Consider the following 23,521-nt stretch of genomic DNA (forward strand, 5'->3'; position numbering starts at 1 on the left):
CTCAGAACGGCTCGTTGCCACGACGGCGGAACCAGCCGGTCAGCGACAGGCGCTCGCGGTTCGCTGGCAGCACTTCGTGGGGCACCTCGCCGGAAAGAAACACCACCAGACACCCACCGGTAGGCTGCACGTCGTGCACGCGATCATCGTTCAGGTACATGCGCAACTGACCACCGTCCTCCGGCAGCCAAGCGTCATTGAGGTAGACCACCACCGAGACCATGCGCTTGTCATCGTCGCGAAAACGGTCGACATGCCGGCGATAAAACGCACCCGGCGGGTACAGCGCGAAATGGCATTCGAAATCTTCCAGACCGAGGAACAGACCACGGTTGAGCGCCTCGCGCAGGCTCTCCATCAAGTTCAGATAGCGGTCGCTGGCCGCGGCCTGACCGGGGTCGATCCACTGAATGTGGTCGCCACGAATCCCCTCGCGTATCTCCGAAAAAGGCCCACGCCCTACCGCCGCCGGAGCCAACTCGCCTTCGGCCTCACGTTTGCGGCACTCGGCCGCCAGCTCGCGGGTCAAACCGGCGGGCAGGAATATGTTCTGCTGCGACCAGCCGTGTTCGGCCAGGTCATCGACAATGCGTAACAGCAGTGGGTGTTCAGAGGATATTTGCATGGCGCGCATAGTATGTCGGCGGCAAGAAATCCGACAGAGCCACGCGGCGGCTTGCTACGAATTCTCGACAAGTACCGGCACCGCACGGAGAATAGTCCGCTGCTGACAGGAGTCCCTATGCGCCGTTTGCTTTTTTCACTGTTGATGTTCTGTGTTTTGCCCGCCTGGGCGGACGGCCACGATCAGCTGTACAAGGTCGCCGGCTGGCCAGATCAACGTGCGCATTTCAATGACGCCCTGAGTGCCGCGCAGCAGCGCTATCAGAACAGCCTGCCGCCCGCCGTGTTTCAGGCCCTGGTGAACAACAGCAACCAGCGCTTTGCTCCGCAGGCGGTGGATCAGCGCGCCGAAGCGCAACTGCGGCAGAAACTCGCCGATCCGAAACCGGCACTGACCTTCTTCCAATCACCGCTGGGCAAGAAAATCGTCGCGGCTGAGTTGCTGGCGACGCGTCGCGATCAATTGGCGAAAAATGCCAAGGGCCTGCCGAAGATACAGGCCAGCGACAGTCGTCTGCTGATCATTGGCCACCTCGCTCAGGCGCTGCCAGCGCGTGAAGCTGGCGCCGAAGTGAGCCTGGCGATTGCCGGCGTCGCGGCGGACAGTCTGAGTTCGATGATCCCGGGGCTGCTCGGTGGCGGTCAGGCGCAAGGCATGCTCAACGGTCAGCGCCAGCGTTTGATGGATCAGATTGGCGCGGACATGAACAACACGTTGCTCTATGTCTATCGCGATCTGTCGGATGAAGAGCTGGAAGAGTTCGCGACGTTTGCCGAATCGACTGAGGGCAAGGCGTATTACCAGGCGGCGCTGGCGGCGATTCGTGCAGGACTTGCGGTCGGGCAGTGATCTTCTTCGCCAGATAGACCGCCATCGCTGGCAAGCCAGCTCCCACAGGTTGCTCAGGTGTTCACAACATTGTTGATCGATTCGTAACCCTGTGGGAGCTGGCTTGCCAGCGAAAGGGCCCTCACAGACGCTACAGATTCCGGCCCCTGATCCGCTTGCTCAGAAACTCGAAATACTCCTCACGCATCTCCACCGTCTCATTCGCCAGATGATGCCGCGCCTCGGCCAATAGCAGAATCTGCGGCCGGTCGAACTTCCACTTCATCACCTGCAAATTGTGCTGCCAATCCACCGTCATGTCCGCCTGCCCCTGAATGATCAGCGGCCGTCGCGGACTTTTTTTCGCGTGCTCGACGCGAATGATCCAACGCGACAACGCCCCGACCCACTTGGTCGGCAAGCGTTCTGGCTGCAACGGATCGGCCTGGAGAAACGGCAGGAAATCCGGATCGTTGGAATTCTCGCTGAAGCGTCGCGTGACCCCTCTGACAAAAGGCCTGAGCAGGTAATAACTCAGTTGCGACCAGCCCCACGCCCGCGGGCGCACCAGTGGCGCCATCAAAATCACCTGACCTTGGGCCGGGCTGTTTTCGCCGTGATTGAGCAGATGATCGACCACAATCGCCCCGCCGGTGCTCTGCCCGCACAAATGCCACGGCTGCGGCAGCGCGATCGACTGCGCCTCGGCGAACAAGGCTTGCAGGACGTCCTGGTATTCAGAGAAATCGCGAATGCTCGCGCGCGGCCCGCTCGACAGACCATGTCCCGGCAAGTCGCAAGCGATTACTGCAAAGTCCTGATCCAGCGCCCACTCGATCACGTGCCGATAGAGCCCGACGTGATCGTAGTAACCGTGCAGCAGAAACAGCGTCGCCTTGACCTTCTCCGGCCACCAGCAATGGCTGACCACTTCATAACCATCGACTTCGAAACGGCCCATGCCACGCCAGACATCCCGCTCGGGAAAGTCGGTTTTGTAAAAGCGCTGATAAGCCTTGGCCTCGTCCGACAACGGCTGCCACTCGGCCAATGGCTTGAGGCTGGCGCGTAAATGATCGGGATCGAAAGTGGCAGGCATGCGGAAATTCCAAACGGTAAACAGACTTTATCGGCCTGCGATATTCATCTGTAGTGACAGACATGGCAAGCTAGCCGACCTTTCGCGGATCGAAAACCATGCGTTCGCCCTACCGCACCGCACTGTTTGCCAGCCTGCTCGCGCTGATTTGCGCCGGGGTGCTGTGGGCGGCGTACGACTGGTTTCAGGGGCGTTACCTGCGCGCGTTCAGCGAACACACGGCGGTATTTTCCGGTGATCCGCTGCGCCTGCCAGACAATCTCGCCGGTCCCGGCAAGATTCGTCTGGTGCACTTCTGGGACCCGGCCTGCCCGTGCAACGTTGGCAATCAACAGCACCTGACCGAGATGGTCGAGCAGTTCGGCGCCAAAGGCGTGGAGTTCTTCGCCGTGCAGAAGGCTGGCAGCCACGGCCAGTTGCCCGCGACCCTTAGCAACCTGAAAACCATCACGATTTTGCCCGGTTCCGAACAGGTGCCCGCCAGCCCGGCCGTGGCGATCTGGGATCGCAGCGGCAAACTGGCGTACTTCGGCCCGTACAGCGAAGGCCTGACCTGCAACTCCAGTAACAGCTTTATCGAACCGATCTTGAATGCCCTGACGGAAGATCGCCCGGTCAATGCCACGCACACCCTGGCGGTCGGTTGCTACTGCCCGTGGCCGGTGGAAACGCCGTAAGGCATTCCGGACTTTTCAAGGACAGCGCTGCACGGGCCGGAGAGTCTGTGCTAATTGTTTGCAGCCCGACGGGCGGCAATCCCGTCTGCACAAGGAGTCACCATGAAGCGCGTGTTCACCGTACTTGGCTTGCTCATCGTTGTTCTGCTTGCCGGCGTCGGCTGGTATGTGTACAGCAAACAACCGACGCGACAAGGTCAGGTCGAGCTGCGCAACCTGCAGGGTTCAGTGACCGTGCGCTACGACGAGCGCGGCGTACCGCACATTCGCGCCGAGAACGAAACCGACCTCTACCGCGCCCTCGGCTACGTGCATGCCCAGGATCGGTTGTTCCAGATGGAAGCCATGCGCCGCCTCGCCCGGGGCGAACTGGCCGAAGTGCTCGGGCCGAAACTGCTCGACACCGACAAACTGTTTCGCAGCCTGCGCATCCGTGAGCGCGCCGCCAGTTACGTCGCCAGTCTCGATAAACAGTCGCCGGCGTGGAAGGGCCTGCAAGCCTATCTGGATGGCATCAACCAATATCAGGACAGCCACGCCGCGCCAATCGAGTTCGACGTACTGGGCATCCCCAAGCGGCCGTTCACGGCGGAAGACAGTATCAGCGTCGCCGGCTACATGGCCTACAGCTTTGCCGCGGCGTTTCGCACCGAGCCGCTGCTGACTTATGTGCGTGATCAACTGGGCGCCGATTACCTCAAGGTCTTCGATCTCGACTGGCAGCCCAATGGCGTGCTGGCCAACCGTCACGCCAAGCCAGCGCCAGCCCTCGCTGCCGGCGACTGGAAAGACCTCAATGCCCTCGCCCGCCTCAGCGAACAAGCGCTGATCGACAATGGCCTGCCGCAGTTCGAAGGCAGCAACGCCTGGGTCATCGCGGGCAGCCGCAGCCAGAGCGGCAAACCGCTGCTGGCCGGTGACCCGCATATTCGCTTCTCGGTGCCGTCGGTGTGGTACGAGGCGCAATTGTCGGCGCCGGGTTTTGAGTTGTACGGCCATCATCAAGCGCTGGTGCCGTTTGCCTTTCTCGGCCACAACCTCGATTTCGGCTGGAGCCTGACCATGTTCCAGAACGACGATCTGGACCTGATCGCCGAGAAGGTCAACCCGGACAATCCGAACCAGGTCTGGTATCGCGGCCAATGGACCGACATGGTCGTCACCCAACAGCAGATCAATGTGAAAGGCCAGACGCCGGTGACGCTCACCCTGCGCCAATCGCCCCATGGTCCGATCGTCAACGATACGCTGGGCACCGCCGCTGGCAAGACACCGATCGCCATGTGGTGGGCCTTCCTCGAAACGCCGAACCCGATCCTCGAAGGCTTCTACCAGCTCAACCGCGCCGACACGCTGGCCAAGGCCCGCGCTGCCGCCGCGAAAGTGCAGGCGCCGGGGCTGAATCTGGTTTACGCCAACGCCAAGGGCGACATCGCCTGGTGGGCCTCGGCGTTGCTGCCCAAGCGCCCGACCGGGGTGCGGCCGGAGTTCATTCTCGACGGCAGCAGCAATCAGGCCGACAAGGACGGTTTCTACCCGTTCAGCGCCAACCCGCAAGAAGAAAACCCGTCGCGCGGCTATATCGTCTCGGCCAACTTCCAGCCGCTGTCGCCGACCGGCATGGAGATTCCCGGTTACTACAACCTTGCCGATCGCGGCCAGCAACTGAATCGTCAGCTCAGCGACAAGAGCGTGAAGTGGACCAACGAAGCCAACCAGAAACTGCAACTGGGCACGGCGACCGGTTATGGCCCGCGCTTGCTCGCTCCGTTGCTGCCAGTATTGCGTGAAGTCGTCAGCGATCCGGCGCAGTTGAAACTGGTCGAGCAACTGGCGCAGTGGCCGGGCGACTATCCGCTGGATTCGGTCAGTGCGACGGTGTTCAACCAGTTCCTCTACGACCTGACCGATGCGGCGATGCGTGATGAGTTGGGCAATGATTTTTTCGAGACATTGCTGTCGACGCGAGTGATTGATGCGGCGTTGCCGCGCTTGGCGGCGAATGCCGATTCTCCGTGGTGGGACAACCGCAGCACGCCGGCCAAAGAAACTCGCGCTGACGTCGTGCGCACGGCATGGCAGGCGAGCATGGCGCATCTGAAGCTTACGCTTGGCGACGATGTTACTGGCTGGAAATGGGGGACCGCGCACACGCTGACTCACGGGCATCCGCTGGGGCAACAGAAGCCACTGGACCGCATTTTCAACGTCGGGCCGTTTGCGGCGCCGGGCAGTCACGAAGTGCCGAACAACCTCTCGGCGAGGATCGGCCCGGCGCCGTGGCCGGTGACTTACGGGCCGTCGACGCGGCGGCTGGTGGATTTTGCTGATCCGGCGCATGGGTTGACGATTAACCCGGTTGGGCAGAGCGGTGTGCCGTTTGATAGCCACTATGACGATCAGGCTGAGGCGTATGTGGATGGGATGTATGTGCAGGCGCATTTCAGTGAGGAAGAGGTGACGGCGAATACGCGCAGTACGTTGAAGCTGTTGCCTGCGCGGGCACCTTAAAAGCCCCTCACCCTAGCCCTCCCGAAACGTCGGACCGCCCAGAGGGAGAGGGGACTGACCGAGGTGTCTTTTGTCATACATCGACCTGAAAGTGCGGTGTCGATTATGGATTCACGACCGCTCACTCAGGTCGGCGTATCTCGTCAATATCCCCCAATCGGCCCCCTCTCCCTCCGGGAGAGGGCTGGGCGGGCGGCGTTCCGATGAGGGTCACAGCTTCAACGCAAAATTCAACCGAAACTGCTGCGGCGTAACCCCCAACCGCCGGTTGAACACCCCGCGCATGTGCTGCGCATCCCGAAACCCACACTGATACGCCACCGTCTTCAACGGCGCCGCCGTGCTCTCCAGCATCACCCGCGCCGCATCCACTCGCGCCCGCTCGACAAACTCCGCCGGCGTCACCTTCGCCTCCCGCACAAACACCCGAGAGAAGTTGCGCGCACTCATGTTCGCCGCATTGGCCAGATCGGCAATGGTCAGATCGCCCGTCAGATTGGCCAATACATACAACTGCACCATTGCCACCGCCGATGTCGGCTCCGCGTGCGGCGTGAGGAACGGGCTGAACTGCGACTGCCCACCGGAACGCTGGGTGAACACCACCAGCCGCTTGGCCACGCTCAACGCCACCTCAGCGCCGTGATCCCGCGCCAGCAGGTACAGCGACAGATCGATTCCCGCCGTGACCCCGGCCGAGGTGTAGAGCGTGCCGTCCTCGACGTACAAGCGATCCGCCTCGACCTGCGTTGTCGGACACAACTGCGCCAACGCCTCGGCATCGTTCCAGTGCGTGGTGACGGTGCGCGCCTCCAGCAATCCGGCCCGCGCCAGCACAAACGCGCCGTTGCAGATTGAGCCGAAACGCTGCGCCCGTGCGCAGGCCCCGCGCAGCCAACCGTCGAACGTCGCGCCAAAATCCATGAACGGCAATTGCGGGCCACCGGCAACCAGCAGCAGGTCATAGGCGTCGAGTGCTTCGCTGAAATGCCGATGGGCATTCAGGTTCAAACCGTTGGAACAGGCCATTGGGCCGTGCTCGACGCCGATCACCTGCAGCCGATAGTGATCTTCGGGCGCCAGGAAGCGATTGGCCTCGGCGAACACATCCATGGGGCCGCTGACGTCCAGCGACTGCACGCCTGCGAACACCACAATGGCGACGGTTTTGTTCATGCCTGTGGATTCCCTTTCAAGAGCAAAAGATCGCAGCCTACGGCAGCTCCTACAGGAAATGTGAACAACTGTAGGAGCTGCCGCAGGCTGCGATCTTTTTAGCTTGGCACGATTTGCAGGTGGATTGGCAAGGATCGCAGCCATGCATCGATTGTCCGGTTTCAGCCTCGGGCACAGACTTTCCCCATCAGCGCCACGACGGCGTTTTCGACGAGGAAACCGTTATGAGCAGCACCATCGCCGGCATCAAAATCCCCGACAGCGCCCTCGCCCGCGCCACCACCGAGTACATCCGCGACATCGAATCCGACCTGCTCTACCACCACTCACGCCGGGTATTTTTGTTCGGCGCACTGAGCGGTGAGCGCCAGCAACTGGCCTACGATCCGGAGTTGCTCTACATCGGCGCGATGTTCCATGACCTCGGCCTGGTCGAAGGTCATCGCAGCGCTGATGAGCGTTTCGAAGTAGACGGTGCTAACGCGGCGGCAGCGTTTCTCAAGCCGTACGGGTTGAGCGATGACGACATCGAGCAAGTCTGGCTGTCGATTGCCCTGCACACCACGCCGGGCGTGCCGAAGCATCTACGTCCGACCGTAGCGCTGGTCACCGCAGGCGTGGAGATGGACGTGCTGGGCATGGATTACGCGGCGTTCAGCACTGTGCAGCGCGAAGCGGTGGTGCATGCGCACCCGCGTGGGGAAGGTTTCAAAGAGTGCATCATCTGCGCGTTTGCCGATGGCTTGCGCCATCGTCCGCAGACCACGTTTGGCAACGTGAAGACCGATGTGCTGAAGGATCAGGAGCCAGGGTTCAAGCCGATGAACTTCGTCGAAGTCATCCGCCAATCTCCCTGGACTGCCTAAAACCAAATGTGGGAGCGAGCCTGCTCGCGAAAGCGGTGTGTCAGCCAACATTTGAGTCGACTGACACTCCGTCTTCGCGAGCAGGCTCGCTCCCACATTGGGATTCGGGTTGACCTAGAGATTGAGGCCAACCCGATATTGCTTACGCCGCTTCCGGCGCCGGTGCGCGGCGCACGTCCGGCTGCTTCCACGAATCGGCTGCGCTTTCTTCGATGGCTTGCTGGATGGCTTTCTTGCGCGCTTCTTCAGCACGGCGGCTGAAGAACCAGACCATGAAGGTCACGATCGACACGGCCAGCAGAATCAGACTCGCCACGGCGTTGATCTCAGGCTTCACGCCCAGACGCACCGCCGAGAACACTTCCATCGGCAGGGTCGTCGAACCCGGACCGGAAACGAAACTCGCTAGCACCAGGTCATCCAGCGACAGCGCGAACGACATCATGCCGCCCGCCGCCAGCGATGGCGCGATCATCGGAATGGTGATCAGGAAGAACACCTTCCACGGCCGAGCACCGAGGTCCATCGCCGCTTCTTCAATCGACAGGTCGAGCTCACGCAGACGCGCCGACACCACCACCGCTACATACGCCGCACAGAATGTGGTGTGGGCGATCCAGATGGTGACGATGCCGCGTTCCTGCGGCCAGCCGATCATCTGCGCCATGGCCACGAACAGCAGCAACAGCGACAGACCGGTGATCACTTCCGGCATCACCAGCGGCGCGGTGACCAGACCGCCGAACAGCGTGCGGCCCTTGAAGCGGGTGATGCGGGTCAGCACGAACGCTGCCAGCGTACCCAGCGCCACCGCGGCGACCGCGGTGTAGCAGGCGATTTCCAGCGAGCGCAGCACCGAGCCCATCAGTTGCGTGTTGTCGAGCAGGCCGACGTACCACTTGATCGACCAGCCGCCCCACACCGTCACCAGTTTCGAGGCGTTGAACGAGTAGATCACCAGGATCAGCATCGGCAGATAGATGAACAACAGACCCAGTACCAGCATCAGGCTGGAGAAACGGAAGCGCTTCATTCTTTACCCTCCATTTCCTTGGCCTGACTGCGGTTGAACAGAATGATCGGCACAATCAGGATCGCCAGCATCACCACCGCCAGCGCGGACGCCACCGGCCAGTCGCGGTTGTTGAAGAACTCTTGCCAGAGCACTTTACCGATCATCAGGGTTTCCGGACCGCCGAGCAGTTCCGGGATCACGAACTCGCCCACCACCGGGATGAACACCAGCATGCAGCCGGCAATGATCCCGTTCTTGGACAGTGGAATAGTGATTTTCCAGAAGCTGTTGAAGGTGCTCGACCCGAGGTCGGAAGCGGCTTCCAGCAGGCTGTGATCGTGCTTCACCAGGTTGGCGTACAGCGGCAGGATCATGAACGGCAGGTACGAGTAAACGACACCGATGTACACCGCGAGATTGGTGTTGAGGATCTGCAAAGGCTCATCAATGAAGCCCATGCTCATCAGGAAACCGTTGAGCAAACCGTTGTTGCTGAGGATGCCCATCCACGCGTAAACGCGGATCAGGATCGCGGTCCATGTCGGCATCATGATCAGCAGCACCAGCACCGTTTGCATCTCTTTACGGGCGGTGGCGATGGCGTAGGCCATCGGGTAGCCGATCAACAGGCACAACAGCGTGCTGAAAAACGCCATCTTCAGCGAGCCGAGGTAAGCGGCGATGTACAACTCGTCGCCCGCCAGCATCGCGTAGTTGCCCAGATTCAGCAGCAGTTGCAGCTTCTGCTCCGCGTACGTGTAAATCTCGGTGTACGGCGGGATGGCCACGTCGGCTTCGGCGAAGCTGATCTTCAGGACGATGAAGAACGGCAACATGAAAAACAGAAACAGCCAGATGAACGGGACCCCGATGACCAACTGCCGGCCATTGGGGATTATTCGGTTGATGCGGCGTTTGAATTTGCGCATGTTCATGAGCGGAGTACCACGCCGCTGTCGTCTTCCCACCACACGTAAACCTGATCGCCCCAGGTCGGACGCGCGCCACGGCGCTCGGCGTTGGCAACAAACGATTGCACCAGTTTGCCGCTCGGCAACTCAACGTAGAACACCGAGTGCCCGCCGAGGTAGGCGATGTCGTGGACCTTGCCGCTCGACCAGTTGTATTCGCAGGTTGGTTGGTCGGCGGTGACCAGCAGCTTCTCTGGACGAATCGCGTAGGTCACGGACTTGTCTTGCACCGAGGTGCTGATGCCGTGGCCGACGTAGATCTGCCGGTCGAGGTCTTTGCAGGTGATGGTCGCGTGGCCTTCGGCGTCGTCGATCACTTCACCTTCGAAGATGTTGACGTTACCGATGAATTCGCAGACCAGACGGCTGGTCGGGGTTTCGTAGATGTCGATCGGGCTGCCGATCTGCGCGATCCAGCCCAGGTGCATGATCGCGATGCGCTCGGCCATGGTCATGGCCTCTTCCTGGTCGTGGGTCACCATCACGCAGGTCACGCCGACGCGCTCGATGATTTCCACCAGCTCAAGCTGCATCTGCGAACGCAGTTTCTTGTCCAGTGCGCCCATCGGTTCATCAAGCAGCAGCAGCTTCGGCCGCTTGGCCAGCGAACGCGCCAGCGCCACACGCTGACGCTGACCGCCCGACAATTGATGCGGCTTGCGCTTGGCGTACTGGCTCATCTGCACCAGCTTGAGCATCTCGGCCACACGGGCGTCGACTTCAGCCTTGGGAATCTTGTCCTGCTGCAAGCCGAAGGCGATGTTCTGCGCCACGGTCATGTGCGGGAACAAGGCGTACGACTGGAACATCATGTTGATCGGACGCTCGTACGGCGGCATGTCGGTGATGTCGACGCCGTCGAGGAAAATGCGCCCCTCCGTGGGCCGTTCGAACCCTGCCAGCATCCGCAGCAGAGTGGATTTGCCCGATCCCGAACCGCCGAGCAGGGCGAAGATTTCGCCTTTCTTGATTTCCAGGGACACATCGTCCACGGCAATCGTCTCGTCGAATTTCTTCGTGACCCGGTCGATTTTGACCAACACCTGTTTCGGTGTCTGGTCGCCCTCGAGGGCTTTCTTATAGGCGCCGGAGGCAACTGCCATTTACGAAACTCCCAGAAAAAAACAATGCAGTTCGCCCCGCAAGGCGAACCCAGGATAGTGTGTGCCTTACATCCCCGACTTGACCTTGGTCCAGCTGCGGGTCATCAGGCGCTGAATGTTCGGTGGCAACTCGGTCGATACGTAGGCCTTGTCGATAACGGCCTGCGGCGGATACACCGACGCATCGGTACGGATGGATTGTTCCATCAGCTTGTCCGAACCCGGGTTGGGGTTGGCGTAACCCACGTAATCACTGACCTGAGCGATCACCTCAGGTTTCAGCAGATAGTTGATGAAGGCATGAGCCTCCTTCACGTTCGACGAATCCTTGGGGATTGCCAGCATGTCGAACCACAAGGCGCCGCCCTCTTTCGGCACCGAGTAGGCGATGTTCACGCCCTTCTTGGCTTCTTCGGCGCGGTGCTTGGCCTGGAAAATATCGCCGGAGAAACCGATGGCTACGCAGATGTCGCCGTTGGCCAGGTCGCCGATATATTTCGAGGAATGGAAGTAGGTCACGTAAGGACGCACCGCGAGCAGCTTGGCGGTGGCTTTTTCGTAGTCCTTGGGATTGGTGCTGTTGGCGTTCAGGCCCATGTAGTTGAGCACGGTCGGCATCATTTCATCCGCCGAGTCGAGGAATGCCACGCCGCAGCTTTGCAGCTTCTTGATGTTCTCCGGCTCGAACAAAACGCCCCACGAATCGATCTTGTCGATGCCCAGCACGGCTTTGACTTTATCGACGTTGTAACCGATGCCGTTGGTGCCCCACAGGTACGGCACGGCGTACAGGTTGCCCGGATCGTTCTGCTCCAGACGCTTGAGCAGCGCCGGGTCGAGATTGGCGTAGTTCGGCAGTTGCGCACGGTCAAGCTTCTGGAACGCGCCGGCCTTGATCTGTTTGCCGAGGAAGTGGTTCGACGGCACGACCACGTCGTAACCGGTACGCCCGGCCAGCAGCTTGCCTTCCAGGGTTTCGTTGGAGTCGAACACGTCGTAGACCGGTTTGATCCCGGTGGCTTTCTGGAAGTCGGCCAGGGTGGTCTCGCCGATGTAATCGGACCAGTTATAAATATGCACCGTACCGGCGGCCTGGGCTCCGACAGCAATCGTCAGGCCGGCAGTGGCCAGCAGGGCTTTGCGCAAAGAAGAAAAAATAGGCAAGTGGAGGTCCTCTAAATTAGTTGGGCCCAAGTTGCCCCGCGCTGCATGACAGCCATGGCTGCCCGGCAACAAAACCGGCGCGCAACTTACCCTCGAAAAACCGTTCCAGCAAAACTTTCTGTCATTTAATTAATCCGCTGGCCGCCCGCGCGGAGCATGACGGCCAACGGTTACTGCTTCAAACCGGCTTATTTACCGGATTTGATCTTGGTCCAGCTGCGGGTCATATCACGCTGGGTCGCCGCTGGCAGATCGGCAATGGCATACAACTTGGCCTGCACATCGGCTGGCGGGTAGATGCCTGGATCGCTGGTGATGTCTTTTTCCACCAGTGGCGTTGCCGCCGCGTTACCGTTCGGGAAGCGTACGGCGTTGGTGATGCCGGCCATGACTTCAGGCTTCTGCAGGAAGGTCATGAACTTGTAGGCGCCTTCAACGTTTTCGGCATCTTTAGGGATGGCGACCATATCGAAGAAGCTGCCCGCGCCTTCTTTCGGAATGGCGTAGCTGACTTTCACCTTGTCACCGGCCTCGGCGGCACGCGACTTGGCCTGCTGCACGTCACCCGAGTAGCCGACCGCTACGCAGATGTTGCCGTTGGCCAGGTCCGAGATGTACTTGGAGGAGTGGAAGTAGGTGATCGAAGGACGAATCTTGAGGAACAGTTCCTCGGCTTTCTTGATGTCTTCTTTCTTCTGGCTGTCGGTTGGCAGGCCCAGGTAGTGCAGCGCGACCGGGAGCATTTCGGTCGGCGAATCGAGGAAGCTCACACCGCAACCCTTGAGCTTGGCGATGTTCTCAGGCTTGAGCAGCACATCCCACGAGTCGATGGTGTCGACGCCCAGCGCAGCCTTGACCTTCTCCGGGTTGTAGCCGATGCCGATCGAGCCCCACATGTACGGGAAGGCGTGCTTGTTGCCCGGGTCGCTGACCGACACGGCCTTGAGCAGGTCCTGGTTCAGGTTCTTCCAGTTAGGCAGCTTGGACTGGTCCAGCTCCTGGTAAACGCCAGCCTTGATCTGCTTGGCCAGGAAGTTGTTCGACGGTACGACTACGTCGTAGCCGGACTTGCCTGCCAGCAGTTTGGCTTCCAGGGTTTCGTTACTGTCGAATACGTCGTAGACGACCTTGATCCCCGACTCTTTCTCGAAGTTGGCGATGGTGTCTGGCGCGATGTAGTCGGACCAGTTGTAGACGTGCAGCACTTTGTCGTCCGCGTGAACCGCACCCGCCATCATGCCCGCCACGGACAGCGCGAGAAGTGTCTTGCCAGCAAGCTTTTTACCTAATGCCTTCATGCGTCATGCTCCAAATTTTTTCTTTTTTGAACCACTTTGTTCAGCGGCCGAACCCGGACAACTGGAACCGCGGCTAGTCTGGCAAGATCCGAGGCGGTCTTTCAAGAAAAGACCGGCCTTTCTGACAGCTTTGAGCGAGCGCGCCGCAGCTCTCCCGCTCAGAGCCTAGCACTTAGCCTTGCAACGCACTGAGGGTCAGGTCCAGGCACTTGCGTGCCTTGGTCACCAGCTCATCGATCTCGGCTTTGCTGATTACCAGCGGCGGCGCGATGATCATGGTGTCGCCCACAGCGCGCATGATCAGGCCGTTGTCGAAGCAGAACTGGCGGCAGATCATGCCGACACCCTTGCCTTCGTAACGCTTGCGCGTGGCCTTGTCCTGCACCAGCTCGATCGCGCCCAACAGCCCGACGCCGCGAACCTCACCCACCAACGGATGATCGTTCAGTTCCCGCAGACGTTTCTGCAAATACGGTGCCGTTTCGTTGTGCGCGTTCTCGATAATTTTTTCATCGCGCAGGATGCGGATGTTTTCCAGGCCCACCGCTGCCGCCACCGGGTGACCGGAGTAAGTGAAGCCGTGGTTGAAATCGCCACCTTCATTGAGTACCGCCACCACCGAGTCGCGAACGATCAGGCCACCCATCGGGATGTAGCCTGAGGTCAGGCCTTTGGCGATGGTCATCATGTCGGGTTTGAGGTCGTAGAAATCGCTACCGAACCACTCACCGGTACGGCCAAAACCGCAGATCACTTCGTCCGCCACGAACAGGATGTCGTACTTGGCGAGAATTTCCTTGATGCGCGGCCAGTAGCTGTCGGGCGGAATGATCACGCCGCCGGCGCCCTGAATCGGCTCGGCAATAAAGGCACCGACGTTGTCGACGCCGACTTCGAGAATCTTCTCTTCCAACTGATTGGCCGCCCAGATGCCGAACTCTTCCGGGGACATCTCGCCACCCTCGGCGAACCAGTACGGCTGCGCGATGTGGACGATGCCCGGGATCGGCAAGTCGCCTTGTTCGTGCATATACGTCATGCCACCGAGGCTAGCGCCGGCCACGGTCGAACCGTGATAACCGTTCTTGCGGCTGATGATGACTTTCTTGTTCGGCTGACTCTTGATCGCCCAGTAGTGGCGGACCATGCGCAGCATGGTGTCGTTGCCTTCGGAGCCGGAACCGGTGAAGAACACGTGGTTCATACCTTCCGGCGCCACATCGGCGATTGCCTTGGCCAGTTCCAGTGCCGGCGGGTGCGCAGTCTGGAAGAACAGGTTGTAGTACGGCAGTTCGCGCATCTGTTTGGCGGCCACGTCGGCCAGCTCATCGCGACCGTAACCGATGGCCACGCACCACAGACCGGCCATGCCGTCGAGGATCTTGTTGCCTTCGCTGTCCCACAGGTAAACGCCCTTGGCGTTGGTGATGATCCGCGGGCCCTTCTCTTTCAGCTGCTTGAAGTCGCTGAACGGGGCCAGGTGGTGATCATTGCTGAGTGCTTGCCACTCGCGGGTTTGCGGGTTGTTGCTGGTCATGCCAATTCTCCTTGTTATCGGTGAAGACGCGGCCGGTGAGGGCCGCGCCCGGCGTATCAGACGGCGAAGAGCAGGTACTCACGCTCCCAGGAACTGATCACGCGCTTGAAGTTTTCATGCTCGGCCCGTTTTACCGCGACGTAGCCAGTGATGAAGGTTTTGCCCAGGTACTTCTCGATGGTCGCGCTGTTTTCCATACGTTCCAGCGCGTCTTCGATGGTCAGCGGCAGACGCAAGTTGCGGCGTTCATAACCACGACCGACTACTGGCGCGCTCGGGTTGAGGCCCTCGACCATGCCGATGTAACCGCAGAGCAGGCTCGCGGCAATCGCCAGGTACGGGTTGGCGTCGGCGCCCGGCAAGCGGTTTTCCACGCGACGGTTCTGCGGACCGGCATCCGGAACGCGCAGGCCGACGGTGCGGTTCTCTTCGCCCCACTCGACGTTCACCGGTGCCGAGGTGTCCGGCAGGAAGCGGCGGAACGAGTTGACGTTCGGCGCGAACAACGGCAACAGCTCAGGAATCAGTTTCTGCAAGCCACCGATGTGGTGCAGGAACAACTGGCTCATGGTTCCGTCTTCATTGGAGAAGACGTTTTTGCCGGTCTCGATGTCGATGATGCTCTGGTGCAAGTGCATCGCACTGCCCGGCTCGCCGGTCATCGGTTTGGCCATAAAGGTCGCGGCGACGTCGTGCTTGAGCGCGGCTTCACGCATGGTGCGTTTGAACACCAGGATCTGGTCGGCCAGCGACAGTGCGTCGCCGTGACGGAAGTTGATTTCCATCTGCGCCGTGCCGTCTTCGTGGATCAGCGTGTCGAGATCCAGTTCCTGCAGTTCGCACCAGTCGTAGACGTCTTCGAACAGCGGGTCGAATTCGTTCGCCGCTTCAATGGAGAACGACTGACGACCGATTTCCGGACGGCCCGAACGGCCGATTGGCGGCTGCAACGGATAGTCAGGGTCGTCGCTGCGCTTGGTCAGGTAGAACTCCATTTCCGGCGCCACGATTGGCTGCCAGCCTTTATCGGCATAGAGTTTGAGGACTTTCTTGAGGACGTTGCGCGGCGACAGCTCGATCGGGTTGCCTTGCTTGTCGTAGGTGTCGTGGATCACCTGCGCAGTCGGCTCGATGGCCCACGGCACCAGGTACACGGCGTTCTGGTCGGGACGGCAGATCATGTCGATGTCGGCCGGGTCGAGCAGTTCGTAATAGATGTCGTCTTCGACGTAGTCGCCGGTCACGGTCTGCAACAGCACGCTTTCTGGCAGGCGCATGCCTTTTTCGGCGATGAACTTGTTGGTCGGCGAGATCTTGCCCCGGGTGATCCCGGTCAAGTCGGCGATCATGCATTCGACTTCTGTGATCTTGTGGTCTTTCAACCAATCGGTGAGCTGGTCGAGGTTGTTACTCATAAATGCCTCTGGGCTGAGTCTCCTGACATGACGTCAGGCAAAGTTTGACGCTTGCAGCGTCGCGTTAAAGGGGGGCTTGCTTGTGCGCAGTGCGGGCTTACGCCGGGCACCGCGCATAGACAATGAAAGAGGAGCTTACCTGCCCTTTACGCTGGCGTTGCATTTCCTGTGCACACGCAAGGCGTGCAGAATCATGAGCACGGCTGGGGAAGCGGCACAGGCTTTGGGAGCGAAAGCGATCTATATTGGAAGGGAACGCCATAAACAGGATGCTTTCCCGTACGTCCAGAATATCGGACGCTGGCGCTTGAACGGCCATGGACGGGAACATCGTCGGCAACTTGTCAGCCATGCTGGCTGCGCTACGGACGGATTGGTCGCCACTGATGTGATGAGCATGCAGACCGGACTGTTGCGAGCAGTCGGTGATGCCGATTAACGGCAGGCGAGACATGAAGCACCCCGGTATTATTGCTGTTATGGGTTTGATCGGAGCTTAGCCTTGTTCATTTTTTTACACAACACCCCCGTAAAAAATACAACACGGCCTGCTCAAGCCCGCGGGTGCCCAGCGTCCCAAGGGCCAAAAATCGCCCGAAAGTGCCCCATAAATGCCCTCACAGCGCTTTTTTAGGGCAAAAAAGGCCTCGCTTGACTTCGGCAGGCCGTTCGGGTTGACTGAAACCAGAAAAGATCAATGATTGATATTTTTAACAACAAAGGTGTTGCATCATGTCGGTACCCCCGCGTGCCGTTCAGCTTAACGAAGCGAACGCGTTCCTTAAGGAACATCCTGAGGTTCTGTACGTTGACCTTCTGATTGCGGATATGAATGGTGTGGTGCGCGGCAAGCGCATTGAACGCACCAGCCTCCACAAGGTTTACGAGAAAGGCATCAACCTGCCGGCCTCTCTATTTGCTCTGGATATCAACGGCTCTACGGTGGAAAGCACCGGCCTGGGCCTGGACATCGGCGACGCCGATCGTATCTGCTATCCAATCCCCGATACCCTGTGCAACGAGCCATGGCAGAAGCGCCCGACCGCGCAACTGTTGATGACTATGCACGAACTCGAAGGCGACCCTTTCTTCGCCGATCCGCGCGAAGTGCTCCGTCAAGTTGTTGCAAAGTTTGACGAGCTCGGCCTGACCATCTGCGCCGCCTTCGAACTCGAGTTCTACCTGATCGACCAGGAAAACGTGAACGGCCGTCCACAGCCGCCACGCTCGCCGATCTCCGGCAAACGCCCGCACTCGACTCAGGTTTACCTGATCGACGACCTCGATGAATACGTCGACTGCCTCCAGGACATTCTGGAAGGTGCCAAAGAGCAAGGCATCCCGGCCGACGCCATCGTCAAGGAAAGTGCCCCGGCGCAGTTCGAAGTGAACCTGCACCACGTCGCCGACCCGATCAAGGCGTGCGACTACGCGGTACTGCTCAAGCGTCTGATCAAGAACATCGCCTACGACCATGAAATGGACACCACCTTCATGGCCAAGCCGTACCCGGGCCAGGCAGGTAATGGTCTGCACGTACACATTTCGATTCTGGATAAAGAAGGCAAAAACATTTTTGCCAGCGAGGATCCCGAGCAGAACGCCGCGCTGCGTCACGCGATCGGCGGTGTGCTCGAGACCCTGCCCGCGCAGATGGCTTTCCTCTGCCCGAACGTCAACTCCTACCGTCGTTTCGGCGCACAGTTCTACGTGCCGAACTCGCCGTGCTGGGGCCTGGATAACCGCACCGTTGCGATTCGCGTACCGACCGGCTCATCCGATGCCGTGCGTATCGAACACCGCGTTGCCGGCGCCGATGCCAACCCGTACCTGCTGATGGCTTCGGTATTGGCCGGCGTGCACCACGGCCTGACCAACAAGATCGAGCCGGGCGCGCCAGTCGAAGGCAACAGCTACGAGCAGAACGAGCAAAGCCTGCCGAACAACTTGCGCGATGCCCTGCGCGAGCTGGACGACAGCGAGGTGATGGCCAAGTACATCGATCCGAAATACATCGATATCTTCGTCGCCTGCAAGGAAAGCGAGCTGGAGGAGTTCGAACACTCCATCTCCGACCTTGAGTACAACTGGTATCTGCATACCGTTTAAGCGGTTGTAGCGCCAAACAGAACGCCGTCGGCTCTCGCAGCCTGCGGCGTTTTTTTATGGCTAAACACACATCTCTGTGTTTGGGATGCATGGCCGCCTGCGGCGGATCGCTGGCAAGCCAGCTCCCACAAGGTTCTGTTGTGTAATCAAAATTTGTGTTCAACACAGATACCTGTGGGAGCTGGCTTGCCAGCGATGGCGGCCGACAAGACAACACCGAAACCGGCTCGTACAATGCCCGCTGCCCCGCAGGAGACTTCCATGACGCGACCCGCCCCCGTCCGCAAACCCCGTGCCCGTAGCCAGGCGCGCATCGACTCGATACTCGACGCCGCACGCACACTGCTGGCTGCCGAGGGTGTGGCCAGTCTGTCGATCTACAGCGTCGCCGAGCGCGCGCAGATTCCGCCCTCCTCCGTGTATCACTTCTTCGCCAGCGTCCCGGCGCTGCTCGAAGCACTGACAGCGGATGTGCACGCCGCATTTCGTGCTTGCCTGCAGGCACCGATCGATCACGAAGCGCTGCGCGACTGGCGTGATCTGTCGCGACTGGTCGAGCAGCGCATGTTGGAGATCTACGACGAAGACGCGGCGGCGCGTCAGTTGATCCTTGCTCAGCATGGTTTGACGGAAGTCACACAGGCTGACCGTCAGCACGACATCGAACTGGGTGACCTGATGCACAAGCTGTTCGATCATCACTTCGAGTTGCCGAGGCTGCCGGAGGATGTCGATGTGTTTGCCCTGGCGATGGAGTTGGGTGACCGGGTATATGCGCGCTCGGTGCAGCAGCACGGGCAGATCACTCCGCGCATGGCCGAGGAAGGGATGCGCGTGTTTGATGCCTATATCGGCCTGTATCTGCCACCTTACCTGCCCAAAAGAATTCTCTAGCGTCTTTACCGGCCTCTTCGCGAGCAGGCTCGCTCCCACATTTGGAATGCGATCCCATGTGGGAGCGAGCTTGCTCGCGAAGGCCGCACCGCAGTTCTCAGATCAGACACAAAAAACCCCGCAGGGCTCACGCCCTCCGGGGTTGTTTTTTACTCACTGGCTTACAACTTGGCGATCGACACCTCGGTGGATTTCACAAAGGCGATCACTTCGCTGCCCACGACCAGTTCCAGCTCCTTGACCGAGCGGGTGGTGATCACCGAAGTGACGATGCCCGAAGCGGTCTGCACGTCGATTTCCGACAGCACGTCGCCGAGGACGATTTCCTTGATCGAGCCTTTGAACTGGTTACGGACGTTGATGGCTTTGATAGTCATGATATTTCTCCTGAGGTCGAAATAAGCGGCAAGTGGCAAGCTTCAAGCGGCAAGCAAAAGCACAGCGCTTCTACTTGTAGCTTGTAGCCTGAAGCTCGCAGCTGCTTCATTGCGCCCAACGCAGTTGCGTAGGCAATGGTGAAACAGGTTCCGGCTCTGGCGGTTCGCCAGGCAGGGACAAAACACGGTTGAGCACTTCGGTTTCCAGCGCTGCCAGCCGATGCGAACCACGTACCCGAGGGCGCGGCAATTCCAAATGCAGATCGAGGCCGACTTCGCCGTCCTCGATCAGAATCACCCGGTCGGCAATCGCCACCGCTTCGCTGACGTCGTGGGTCACCAGCAGCACCGTGAAACCGTGCTGCTGCCAGAGACGTTCGATCAATTGCTGCATTTCAATGCGGGTCAGCGCGTCCAGTGCGCCGAGCGGTTCGTCGAGCAACAGCAGACGCGGTTGGTGGATCAGCGCGCGGGCTAGTGCAACCCGCTGCTTCTGCCCACCGGACAACGCCGCCGGCCACTCATTGGCACGATCCGCCAGACCCACCGCGTCCAGTGCTTCGAGAGCCTTCGGACGCCAGTTGCCTTTAAGGCCGAGGCCGACGTTGTCGATGATCTTTTTCCACGGCAGCAGACGCGCTTCCTGGAACATCAGTCGGGTGTCTTCCCGCGCATCGCTGAGCGGCGCAGAACCGGCGAGCAAGTCGCCGCGAGTCGGTTGATCGAGGCCGGCGAGCAGGCGCAACAAAGTACTTTTGCCGCAACCGCTGCGCCCGACCACAGCGACGAATTGCCCTGCCGGAATGTGCAAATCGATGTCACGCAGCACCTGCCGCGCGCCGAAGGTTTTCTGCAGATTGCGCACTGCCAGCGGAATCCCGCGCAGCAGGCGTGGAGGTTGTTGAGCGGTCATGCTGCACCTCCTTTGGCAACCTGATAGGCCGGGTGCCAACGCAACCACACACGTTCAAGTCCACGGGCCGCGAGGTCGGCGAGCTTGCCGAGCACCGCGTAAAGCAGGATCGCCAGTACCACCACGTCGGTCTGCAAAAACTCGCGGGCGTTCATCGCCAGATAACCTATGCCGGAGCTGGCGGAAATGGTTTCCGCCACAATCAGCGTCAGCCACATAAAGCCCAGGGCGAAACGCACACCGACCAGAATCGAAGGCAGCGCTCCCGGCAGAATCACCTGCCAGAACAGGCTGAAACCGGAGAGGCCATAACTGCGCGCCATCTCCACCAGCGCCGGGTCGACGTTGCGGATGCCGTGATAAGTGTTGAGGTAGATCGGGAACAACGTGCCCAACGCCACCAGAAAAATCTTCGCCGACTCGTCGATGCCAAACCACAGGATCACCAGCGGAATCAGCGCCAGGTGCGGCACGTTGCGGATCATCTGCACCGAGCTATCGAGCAGGCGTTCGCCCCATTTCGACAGACCGGTGATAAAACCCAGGACCAGACCGATGCTGCCGCCAATGGTGAAACCGAGTGCCGCGCGCCAGCCACTGATCGCCAGATGCGTCCAGATTTCGCCGCTGCGCACCAGGCTCACGCCGGCCTCGATCACCGCCACCGGTGCCGGCAGAATCCGTGTCGACAACCAACCCGCCGACACCGACAACTGCCACACCGCCAGCAACAACACCGGCAACGCCCAGGGCGCGAGGCTGTGGATGATTTTCTTCATGGCGCGCCTCAGCTCTGCGACGCGGCTTTGGGAAGAATGTCGTTGGCGACCATCTCGCCGAACGGGCTGACATAACCGGCGCTTTTCGGCAGTTCCGGACGTTCGATGTCGAGGTGCGGGAACAGCAGTTCGGCGACGCGATACGACTCTTCGAGGTGTGGATAACCGGAGAAGATAAAGGTGTCGATGCCCAGATCCGCGTATTCCTTCACCCGTGCCGCGACAGTCGGGCCATCACCGACCAGCGCCGTACCGGCACCGCCGCGTACCAGACCGACGCCGGCCCAAAGGTTCGGGCTGACTTCGAGGTTGTCGCGACTGCCGCCGTGCAGCGCGGCCATGCGTTGTTGGCCAACCGAATCGAAACGCGCCAGCGAAGCCTGAGCGCGAGCGATGGTGTCGTCGTCCAGGTGCGAGATCAGCCGATCCGCCGCTTGCCAGGCTTCAGCGTTGGTTTCACGGACGATCACGTGCAGACGAATGCCGAAGCGTACGGTGCGGCCGAGCTTGGCCGCTTTCGCGCGGACTTGTGCAATCTTCTCCGCCACTGCTGCTGGCGGCTCGCCCCAGGTCAGGACCATTTCCACTTGTTCGGCGGCCAGATCCTGCGCGGCTTCCGAAGAGCCACCGAAGTACAACGGCGGACGCGGTTGCTGAATCGGCGGATAGAGCAATTTCGCACCCTTCACGCTGATGTGCTGACCGTCGTAATCGACGGTTTCACCTTCCAGTACACGACGCCAGATGCGGGTGAATTCCACCGAAGCCTGATAGCGCTCTTCGTGGCTGAGGAACAGACCATCGCCAGCCAATTCTTCCGGGTCACCACCGGTCACCAGATTGAACAGCGCACGGCCGCCGGACAGACGATCCAGCGTGGCGGCCTGCCGCGCCGCGACCGTCGGGGAAATGATCCCGGGGCGCAGAGCCACGAGGAACTTCAGACGCTGGGTCACCGGGATCAGCGACGCCGCCACCAGCCACGAGTCTTCGCAGGAGCGGCCGGTAGGAATCAACACGCCGCCGAAACCCAGACGATCCGCCGCTTGCGCGACCTGTTGCAGATAACCGTGGTCAACGGCGCGAGCGCCTTCGGCGGTGCCAAGGTAATGGCCGTCGCCGTGGGTGGGCAGGAACCAGAAGATATTGAGGCTCATGGAGTGGTCTCCTTGGGGATTCGAATTACTGCGCTTTAGCCACAGCGGCCGGTGGTGTCCAGATCACATCCTTGATGCTCAGCGGCTTGGGAATCAGCTTGAGCTGGAAGAACGTGTCAGCGATTTTCTGCTGCGCGGCGACCACTTCCGGGGTCAGGAACAGCGCGCCGTAGCCTTGGCGTTTCACCGAGGTCAGGGTGATGTCCGCCGGCAGGCCGAGCAGTGGCGCGACTTGTTGGGTCACGTCTTCGGGGTTGGCCTTCGACCATTCACCGACCGCGCGCACTTCCTCAACGAGGGTTTTGATCACCTGAGGATTTTTCTCGGCGTAAGGCTTGGTCGCGAGGTAGAACTGGTGGTTGTCGACGATGCCTTTGCCGTCGCGCAGGGTGTGCGCTTGCAGTTGTTTCTCGGCGGCAGCCTGGTACGGATCCCAGATGACCCAGGCGTCGACGCTGCCACGTTCGAACGCGGCGCGGGCATCGGCTGGCGGCAGGAATACGGTTTGAATGTCGGTGTATTTGAGACCGGCGTCTTCCAGTGCGCGCACCAGCAGGTAGTGGACGTTGGAGCCTTTGTTCAGCGCGACTTTCTTGCCCTTGAGATCGGCCACCGATTTGATCGGCGAGTCTTTCGGCACAAGGATCGCTTCGCTGTTCGGCGCTGGTGGTTCGTAGGCAACGTAGAGCAGATCAGCGCCAGCAGCCTGAGCGAACACTGGTGGAGTTTCGCCAGTGACGCCGAAGTCGATCGAGCCGACGTTCAGGCCTTCAAGCAATTGCGGGCCACCGGGGAATTCAGTCCATTGCACGTCGACGCCTTGGGTGGCCAGACGCTTCTCCAAAGTCCCTTTGGCTTTGAGCAGCACCAGCGTGCCGTACTTCTGATAACCGATCCGAAGGGTCTCGGCTTGAGCTTGAGTGATGGCGCCGAAGGTGACAGCCGCAGCAAACAGAGCGACCAGACCACGACGCAAAAATACAGTGCGCATAGCGCTCTCCTTTTTT

At 60.2% G+C, this 23,521-nt stretch carries 22 protein-coding genes; 6 read left to right on the forward strand and 16 right to left on the reverse strand.

All coding sequences use genetic code 11. From position 1 onward, the window contains the following. Position 1 precedes the first annotated feature (1 nt). Entirely contained in the window at positions 2–634 is a 633-nt protein-coding gene (locus tag RMV17_RS28125; protein WP_034151956.1) for a 2OG-Fe(II) oxygenase, read from the reverse strand. A 108-nt stretch (positions 635–742) separates the two neighbouring features. Between RMV17_RS28125 and RMV17_RS28130 the strand changes: the two genes are divergently transcribed. After that, a complete protein-coding gene (locus RMV17_RS28130) occupies positions 743–1,474 on the forward strand; it encodes a DUF2059 domain-containing protein (RefSeq protein WP_034151957.1) in 732 nt (243 codons plus the stop codon). A gap of 130 nt (positions 1,475–1,604) precedes the next feature. On the opposite strand, the gene RMV17_RS28135 is transcribed toward RMV17_RS28130, so the two are convergent. Then, on the reverse strand, positions 1,605–2,552 hold the full coding sequence (locus RMV17_RS28135; protein ID WP_311884129.1) for an alpha/beta hydrolase: 948 nt from the start codon (positions 2,550–2,552) through the stop codon (positions 1,605–1,607). A gap of 98 nt (positions 2,553–2,650) precedes the next feature. Here RMV17_RS28135 and RMV17_RS28140 point away from each other — a divergent pair, with 98 nt between their 5' ends. Both RMV17_RS28140 and RMV17_RS28145 read left to right on the forward strand, forming a co-directional pair. Then, positions 2,651–3,229, forward strand: a complete 579-nt coding sequence (locus RMV17_RS28140; RefSeq protein ID WP_311884131.1) for a DUF6436 domain-containing protein — start codon at positions 2,651–2,653, stop codon at positions 3,227–3,229. Between the two features lie 102 nt (positions 3,230–3,331). After that, positions 3,332–5,740, forward strand: a complete 2,409-nt coding sequence (locus RMV17_RS28145) for a penicillin acylase family protein (RefSeq protein WP_311884133.1) — start codon at positions 3,332–3,334, stop codon at positions 5,738–5,740. A gap of 210 nt (positions 5,741–5,950) precedes the next feature. On the opposite strand, the gene RMV17_RS28150 is transcribed toward RMV17_RS28145, so the two are convergent. Continuing rightward, complete coding sequence (locus RMV17_RS28150; RefSeq protein ID WP_311884135.1) at positions 5,951–6,916, reverse strand: DJ-1/PfpI family protein; 966 nt, start codon at positions 6,914–6,916, stop codon at positions 5,951–5,953. Positions 6,917–7,140: 224 nt separating this feature from the next. Here RMV17_RS28150 and RMV17_RS28155 point away from each other — a divergent pair, with 224 nt between their 5' ends. Then, a complete protein-coding gene (locus RMV17_RS28155) occupies positions 7,141–7,782 on the forward strand; it encodes an HD domain-containing protein (protein WP_311884137.1) in 642 nt (213 codons plus the stop codon). A gap of 142 nt (positions 7,783–7,924) precedes the next feature. On the opposite strand, the gene RMV17_RS28160 is transcribed toward RMV17_RS28155, so the two are convergent. The 8 genes from RMV17_RS28160 to RMV17_RS28195 form a co-directional block, all read right to left on the reverse strand. Beyond that, the gene (locus tag RMV17_RS28160; RefSeq protein WP_093429780.1) at positions 7,925–8,815 is read right to left on the reverse strand and encodes an ABC transporter permease subunit; all 891 of its coding nucleotides are present in this window, start codon (positions 8,813–8,815) and stop codon (positions 7,925–7,927) included. Beyond that, positions 8,812–9,693 carry an ABC transporter permease subunit gene (locus RMV17_RS28165; RefSeq protein WP_178087369.1) on the reverse strand — a complete coding sequence of 294 codons (882 nt, stop codon included), beginning with the start codon at positions 9,691–9,693 and terminating at the stop codon, positions 8,812–8,814. The genes RMV17_RS28160 and RMV17_RS28165 overlap by 4 nt, the downstream gene beginning before the upstream one ends. A 35-nt stretch (positions 9,694–9,728) precedes the next feature. Then, complete coding sequence (locus RMV17_RS28170) at positions 9,729–10,871, reverse strand: ABC transporter ATP-binding protein (RefSeq protein ID WP_034151965.1); 1,143 nt, start codon at positions 10,869–10,871, stop codon at positions 9,729–9,731. A gap of 66 nt (positions 10,872–10,937) precedes the next feature. Beyond that, on the reverse strand, positions 10,938–12,035 hold the full coding sequence (locus RMV17_RS28175) for a polyamine ABC transporter substrate-binding protein (RefSeq protein ID WP_034151966.1): 1,098 nt from the start codon (positions 12,033–12,035) through the stop codon (positions 10,938–10,940). Between the two features lie 188 nt (positions 12,036–12,223). Then, positions 12,224–13,333, reverse strand: coding sequence for a polyamine ABC transporter substrate-binding protein (locus RMV17_RS28180; RefSeq protein ID WP_016983799.1), 1,110 nt, complete (start codon positions 13,331–13,333; stop codon positions 12,224–12,226). A gap of 172 nt (positions 13,334–13,505) precedes the next feature. Beyond that, positions 13,506–14,870 carry an aspartate aminotransferase family protein gene (locus tag RMV17_RS28185; protein WP_311884152.1) on the reverse strand — a complete coding sequence of 455 codons (1,365 nt, stop codon included), beginning with the start codon at positions 14,868–14,870 and terminating at the stop codon, positions 13,506–13,508. Positions 14,871–14,926: 56 nt separating this feature from the next. Beyond that, a complete protein-coding gene (locus tag RMV17_RS28190) occupies positions 14,927–16,285 on the reverse strand; it encodes a glutamine synthetase family protein (RefSeq protein ID WP_034151968.1) in 1,359 nt (452 codons plus the stop codon). Positions 16,286–16,382: 97 nt separating this feature from the next. Next, positions 16,383–16,739, reverse strand: a complete 357-nt coding sequence (locus tag RMV17_RS28195) for a glutamine amidotransferase (RefSeq protein WP_311884155.1) — start codon at positions 16,737–16,739, stop codon at positions 16,383–16,385. A gap of 278 nt (positions 16,740–17,017) precedes the next feature. On the opposite strand from RMV17_RS28195, the gene RMV17_RS28200 reads away from it, so the two are divergent. Together RMV17_RS28200 and RMV17_RS28205 are read left to right on the forward strand one after the other, a co-directional pair. After that, positions 17,018–18,394, forward strand: a complete 1,377-nt coding sequence (locus RMV17_RS28200; RefSeq protein ID WP_007913842.1) for a glutamine synthetase family protein — start codon at positions 17,018–17,020, stop codon at positions 18,392–18,394. A 261-nt stretch (positions 18,395–18,655) separates the two neighbouring features. Beyond that, positions 18,656–19,288, forward strand: coding sequence for a TetR/AcrR family transcriptional regulator (locus RMV17_RS28205; RefSeq protein ID WP_311884157.1), 633 nt, complete (start codon positions 18,656–18,658; stop codon positions 19,286–19,288). 161 nt (positions 19,289–19,449) lie between these two features. On the opposite strand, the gene RMV17_RS28210 is transcribed toward RMV17_RS28205, so the two are convergent. The 5 genes from RMV17_RS28210 to RMV17_RS28230 form a co-directional block, all read right to left on the reverse strand. Beyond that, complete coding sequence (locus RMV17_RS28210) at positions 19,450–19,665, reverse strand: molybdopterin-binding protein (protein ID WP_003229256.1); 216 nt, start codon at positions 19,663–19,665, stop codon at positions 19,450–19,452. 106 nt (positions 19,666–19,771) lie between these two features. Continuing rightward, positions 19,772–20,578, reverse strand: coding sequence for an aliphatic sulfonates ABC transporter ATP-binding protein (gene ssuB, locus RMV17_RS28215; RefSeq protein WP_311884160.1), 807 nt, complete (start codon positions 20,576–20,578; stop codon positions 19,772–19,774). Beyond that, a complete protein-coding gene (gene ssuC, locus RMV17_RS28220; RefSeq protein WP_003229260.1) occupies positions 20,575–21,357 on the reverse strand; it encodes an aliphatic sulfonate ABC transporter permease SsuC in 783 nt (260 codons plus the stop codon). Before ssuC ends, ssuB begins: the two co-directional genes overlap by 4 nt. Before the next feature lie 8 nt (positions 21,358–21,365). Beyond that, the gene (gene ssuD, locus RMV17_RS28225) at positions 21,366–22,514 is read right to left on the reverse strand and encodes an FMNH2-dependent alkanesulfonate monooxygenase (protein ID WP_018928626.1); all 1,149 of its coding nucleotides are present in this window, start codon (positions 22,512–22,514) and stop codon (positions 21,366–21,368) included. A 25-nt stretch (positions 22,515–22,539) separates the two neighbouring features. After that, positions 22,540–23,505 carry a sulfonate ABC transporter substrate-binding protein gene (locus RMV17_RS28230; RefSeq protein WP_311884163.1) on the reverse strand — a complete coding sequence of 322 codons (966 nt, stop codon included), beginning with the start codon at positions 23,503–23,505 and terminating at the stop codon, positions 22,540–22,542. Between the last annotated feature and the right edge of the window lie 16 nt (positions 23,506–23,521).

Origin of the sequence: Pseudomonas sp. VD-NE ins (assembly GCF_031882575.1) — a bacterium.
GTDB lineage: Bacteria > Pseudomonadota > Gammaproteobacteria > Pseudomonadales > Pseudomonadaceae > Aquipseudomonas > Aquipseudomonas fluorescens_BZ.

Bases quoted from the DNA above. Each gene is read 5' to 3' on its own strand.
- RMV17_RS28125 (WP_034151956.1), bottom strand. From the start codon at position 634: ATGCGCGCCATGCAAATATCCTCTGAACACCCACTGCTGTTACGCATT.
- RMV17_RS28130 (WP_034151957.1), top strand. From the start codon at position 743: ATGCGCCGTTTGCTTTTTTCACTGTTGATGTTCTGTGTTTTGCCCGCC.
- RMV17_RS28135 (WP_311884129.1), bottom strand. From the start codon at position 2,552: ATGCCTGCCACTTTCGATCCCGATCATTTACGCGCCAGCCTCAAGCCA.
- RMV17_RS28140 (WP_311884131.1), top strand. From the start codon at position 2,651: ATGCGTTCGCCCTACCGCACCGCACTGTTTGCCAGCCTGCTCGCGCTG.
- RMV17_RS28145 (WP_311884133.1), top strand. From the start codon at position 3,332: ATGAAGCGCGTGTTCACCGTACTTGGCTTGCTCATCGTTGTTCTGCTT.
- RMV17_RS28150 (WP_311884135.1), bottom strand. From the start codon at position 6,916: ATGAACAAAACCGTCGCCATTGTGGTGTTCGCAGGCGTGCAGTCGCTG.
- RMV17_RS28155 (WP_311884137.1), top strand. From the start codon at position 7,141: ATGAGCAGCACCATCGCCGGCATCAAAATCCCCGACAGCGCCCTCGCC.
- RMV17_RS28160 (WP_093429780.1), bottom strand. From the start codon at position 8,815: ATGAAGCGCTTCCGTTTCTCCAGCCTGATGCTGGTACTGGGTCTGTTG.
- RMV17_RS28170 (WP_034151965.1), bottom strand. From the start codon at position 10,871: ATGGCAGTTGCCTCCGGCGCCTATAAGAAAGCCCTCGAGGGCGACCAG.
- RMV17_RS28180 (WP_016983799.1), bottom strand. From the start codon at position 13,333: ATGAAGGCATTAGGTAAAAAGCTTGCTGGCAAGACACTTCTCGCGCTG.
- RMV17_RS28185 (WP_311884152.1), bottom strand. From the start codon at position 14,870: ATGACCAGCAACAACCCGCAAACCCGCGAGTGGCAAGCACTCAGCAAT.
- RMV17_RS28190 (WP_034151968.1), bottom strand. From the start codon at position 16,285: ATGAGTAACAACCTCGACCAGCTCACCGATTGGTTGAAAGACCACAAG.
- RMV17_RS28195 (WP_311884155.1), bottom strand. From the start codon at position 16,739: ATGTCTCGCCTGCCGTTAATCGGCATCACCGACTGCTCGCAACAGTCC.
- RMV17_RS28200 (WP_007913842.1), top strand. From the start codon at position 17,018: ATGTCGGTACCCCCGCGTGCCGTTCAGCTTAACGAAGCGAACGCGTTC.
- RMV17_RS28205 (WP_311884157.1), top strand. From the start codon at position 18,656: ATGACGCGACCCGCCCCCGTCCGCAAACCCCGTGCCCGTAGCCAGGCG.
- RMV17_RS28210 (WP_003229256.1), bottom strand. From the start codon at position 19,665: ATGACTATCAAAGCCATCAACGTCCGTAACCAGTTCAAAGGCTCGATC.
- ssuB (WP_311884160.1), bottom strand. From the start codon at position 20,578: ATGACCGCTCAACAACCTCCACGCCTGCTGCGCGGGATTCCGCTGGCA.
- ssuC (WP_003229260.1), bottom strand. From the start codon at position 21,357: ATGAAGAAAATCATCCACAGCCTCGCGCCCTGGGCGTTGCCGGTGTTG.
- ssuD (WP_018928626.1), bottom strand. From the start codon at position 22,514: ATGAGCCTCAATATCTTCTGGTTCCTGCCCACCCACGGCGACGGCCAT.
- RMV17_RS28230 (WP_311884163.1), bottom strand. From the start codon at position 23,505: ATGCGCACTGTATTTTTGCGTCGTGGTCTGGTCGCTCTGTTTGCTGCG.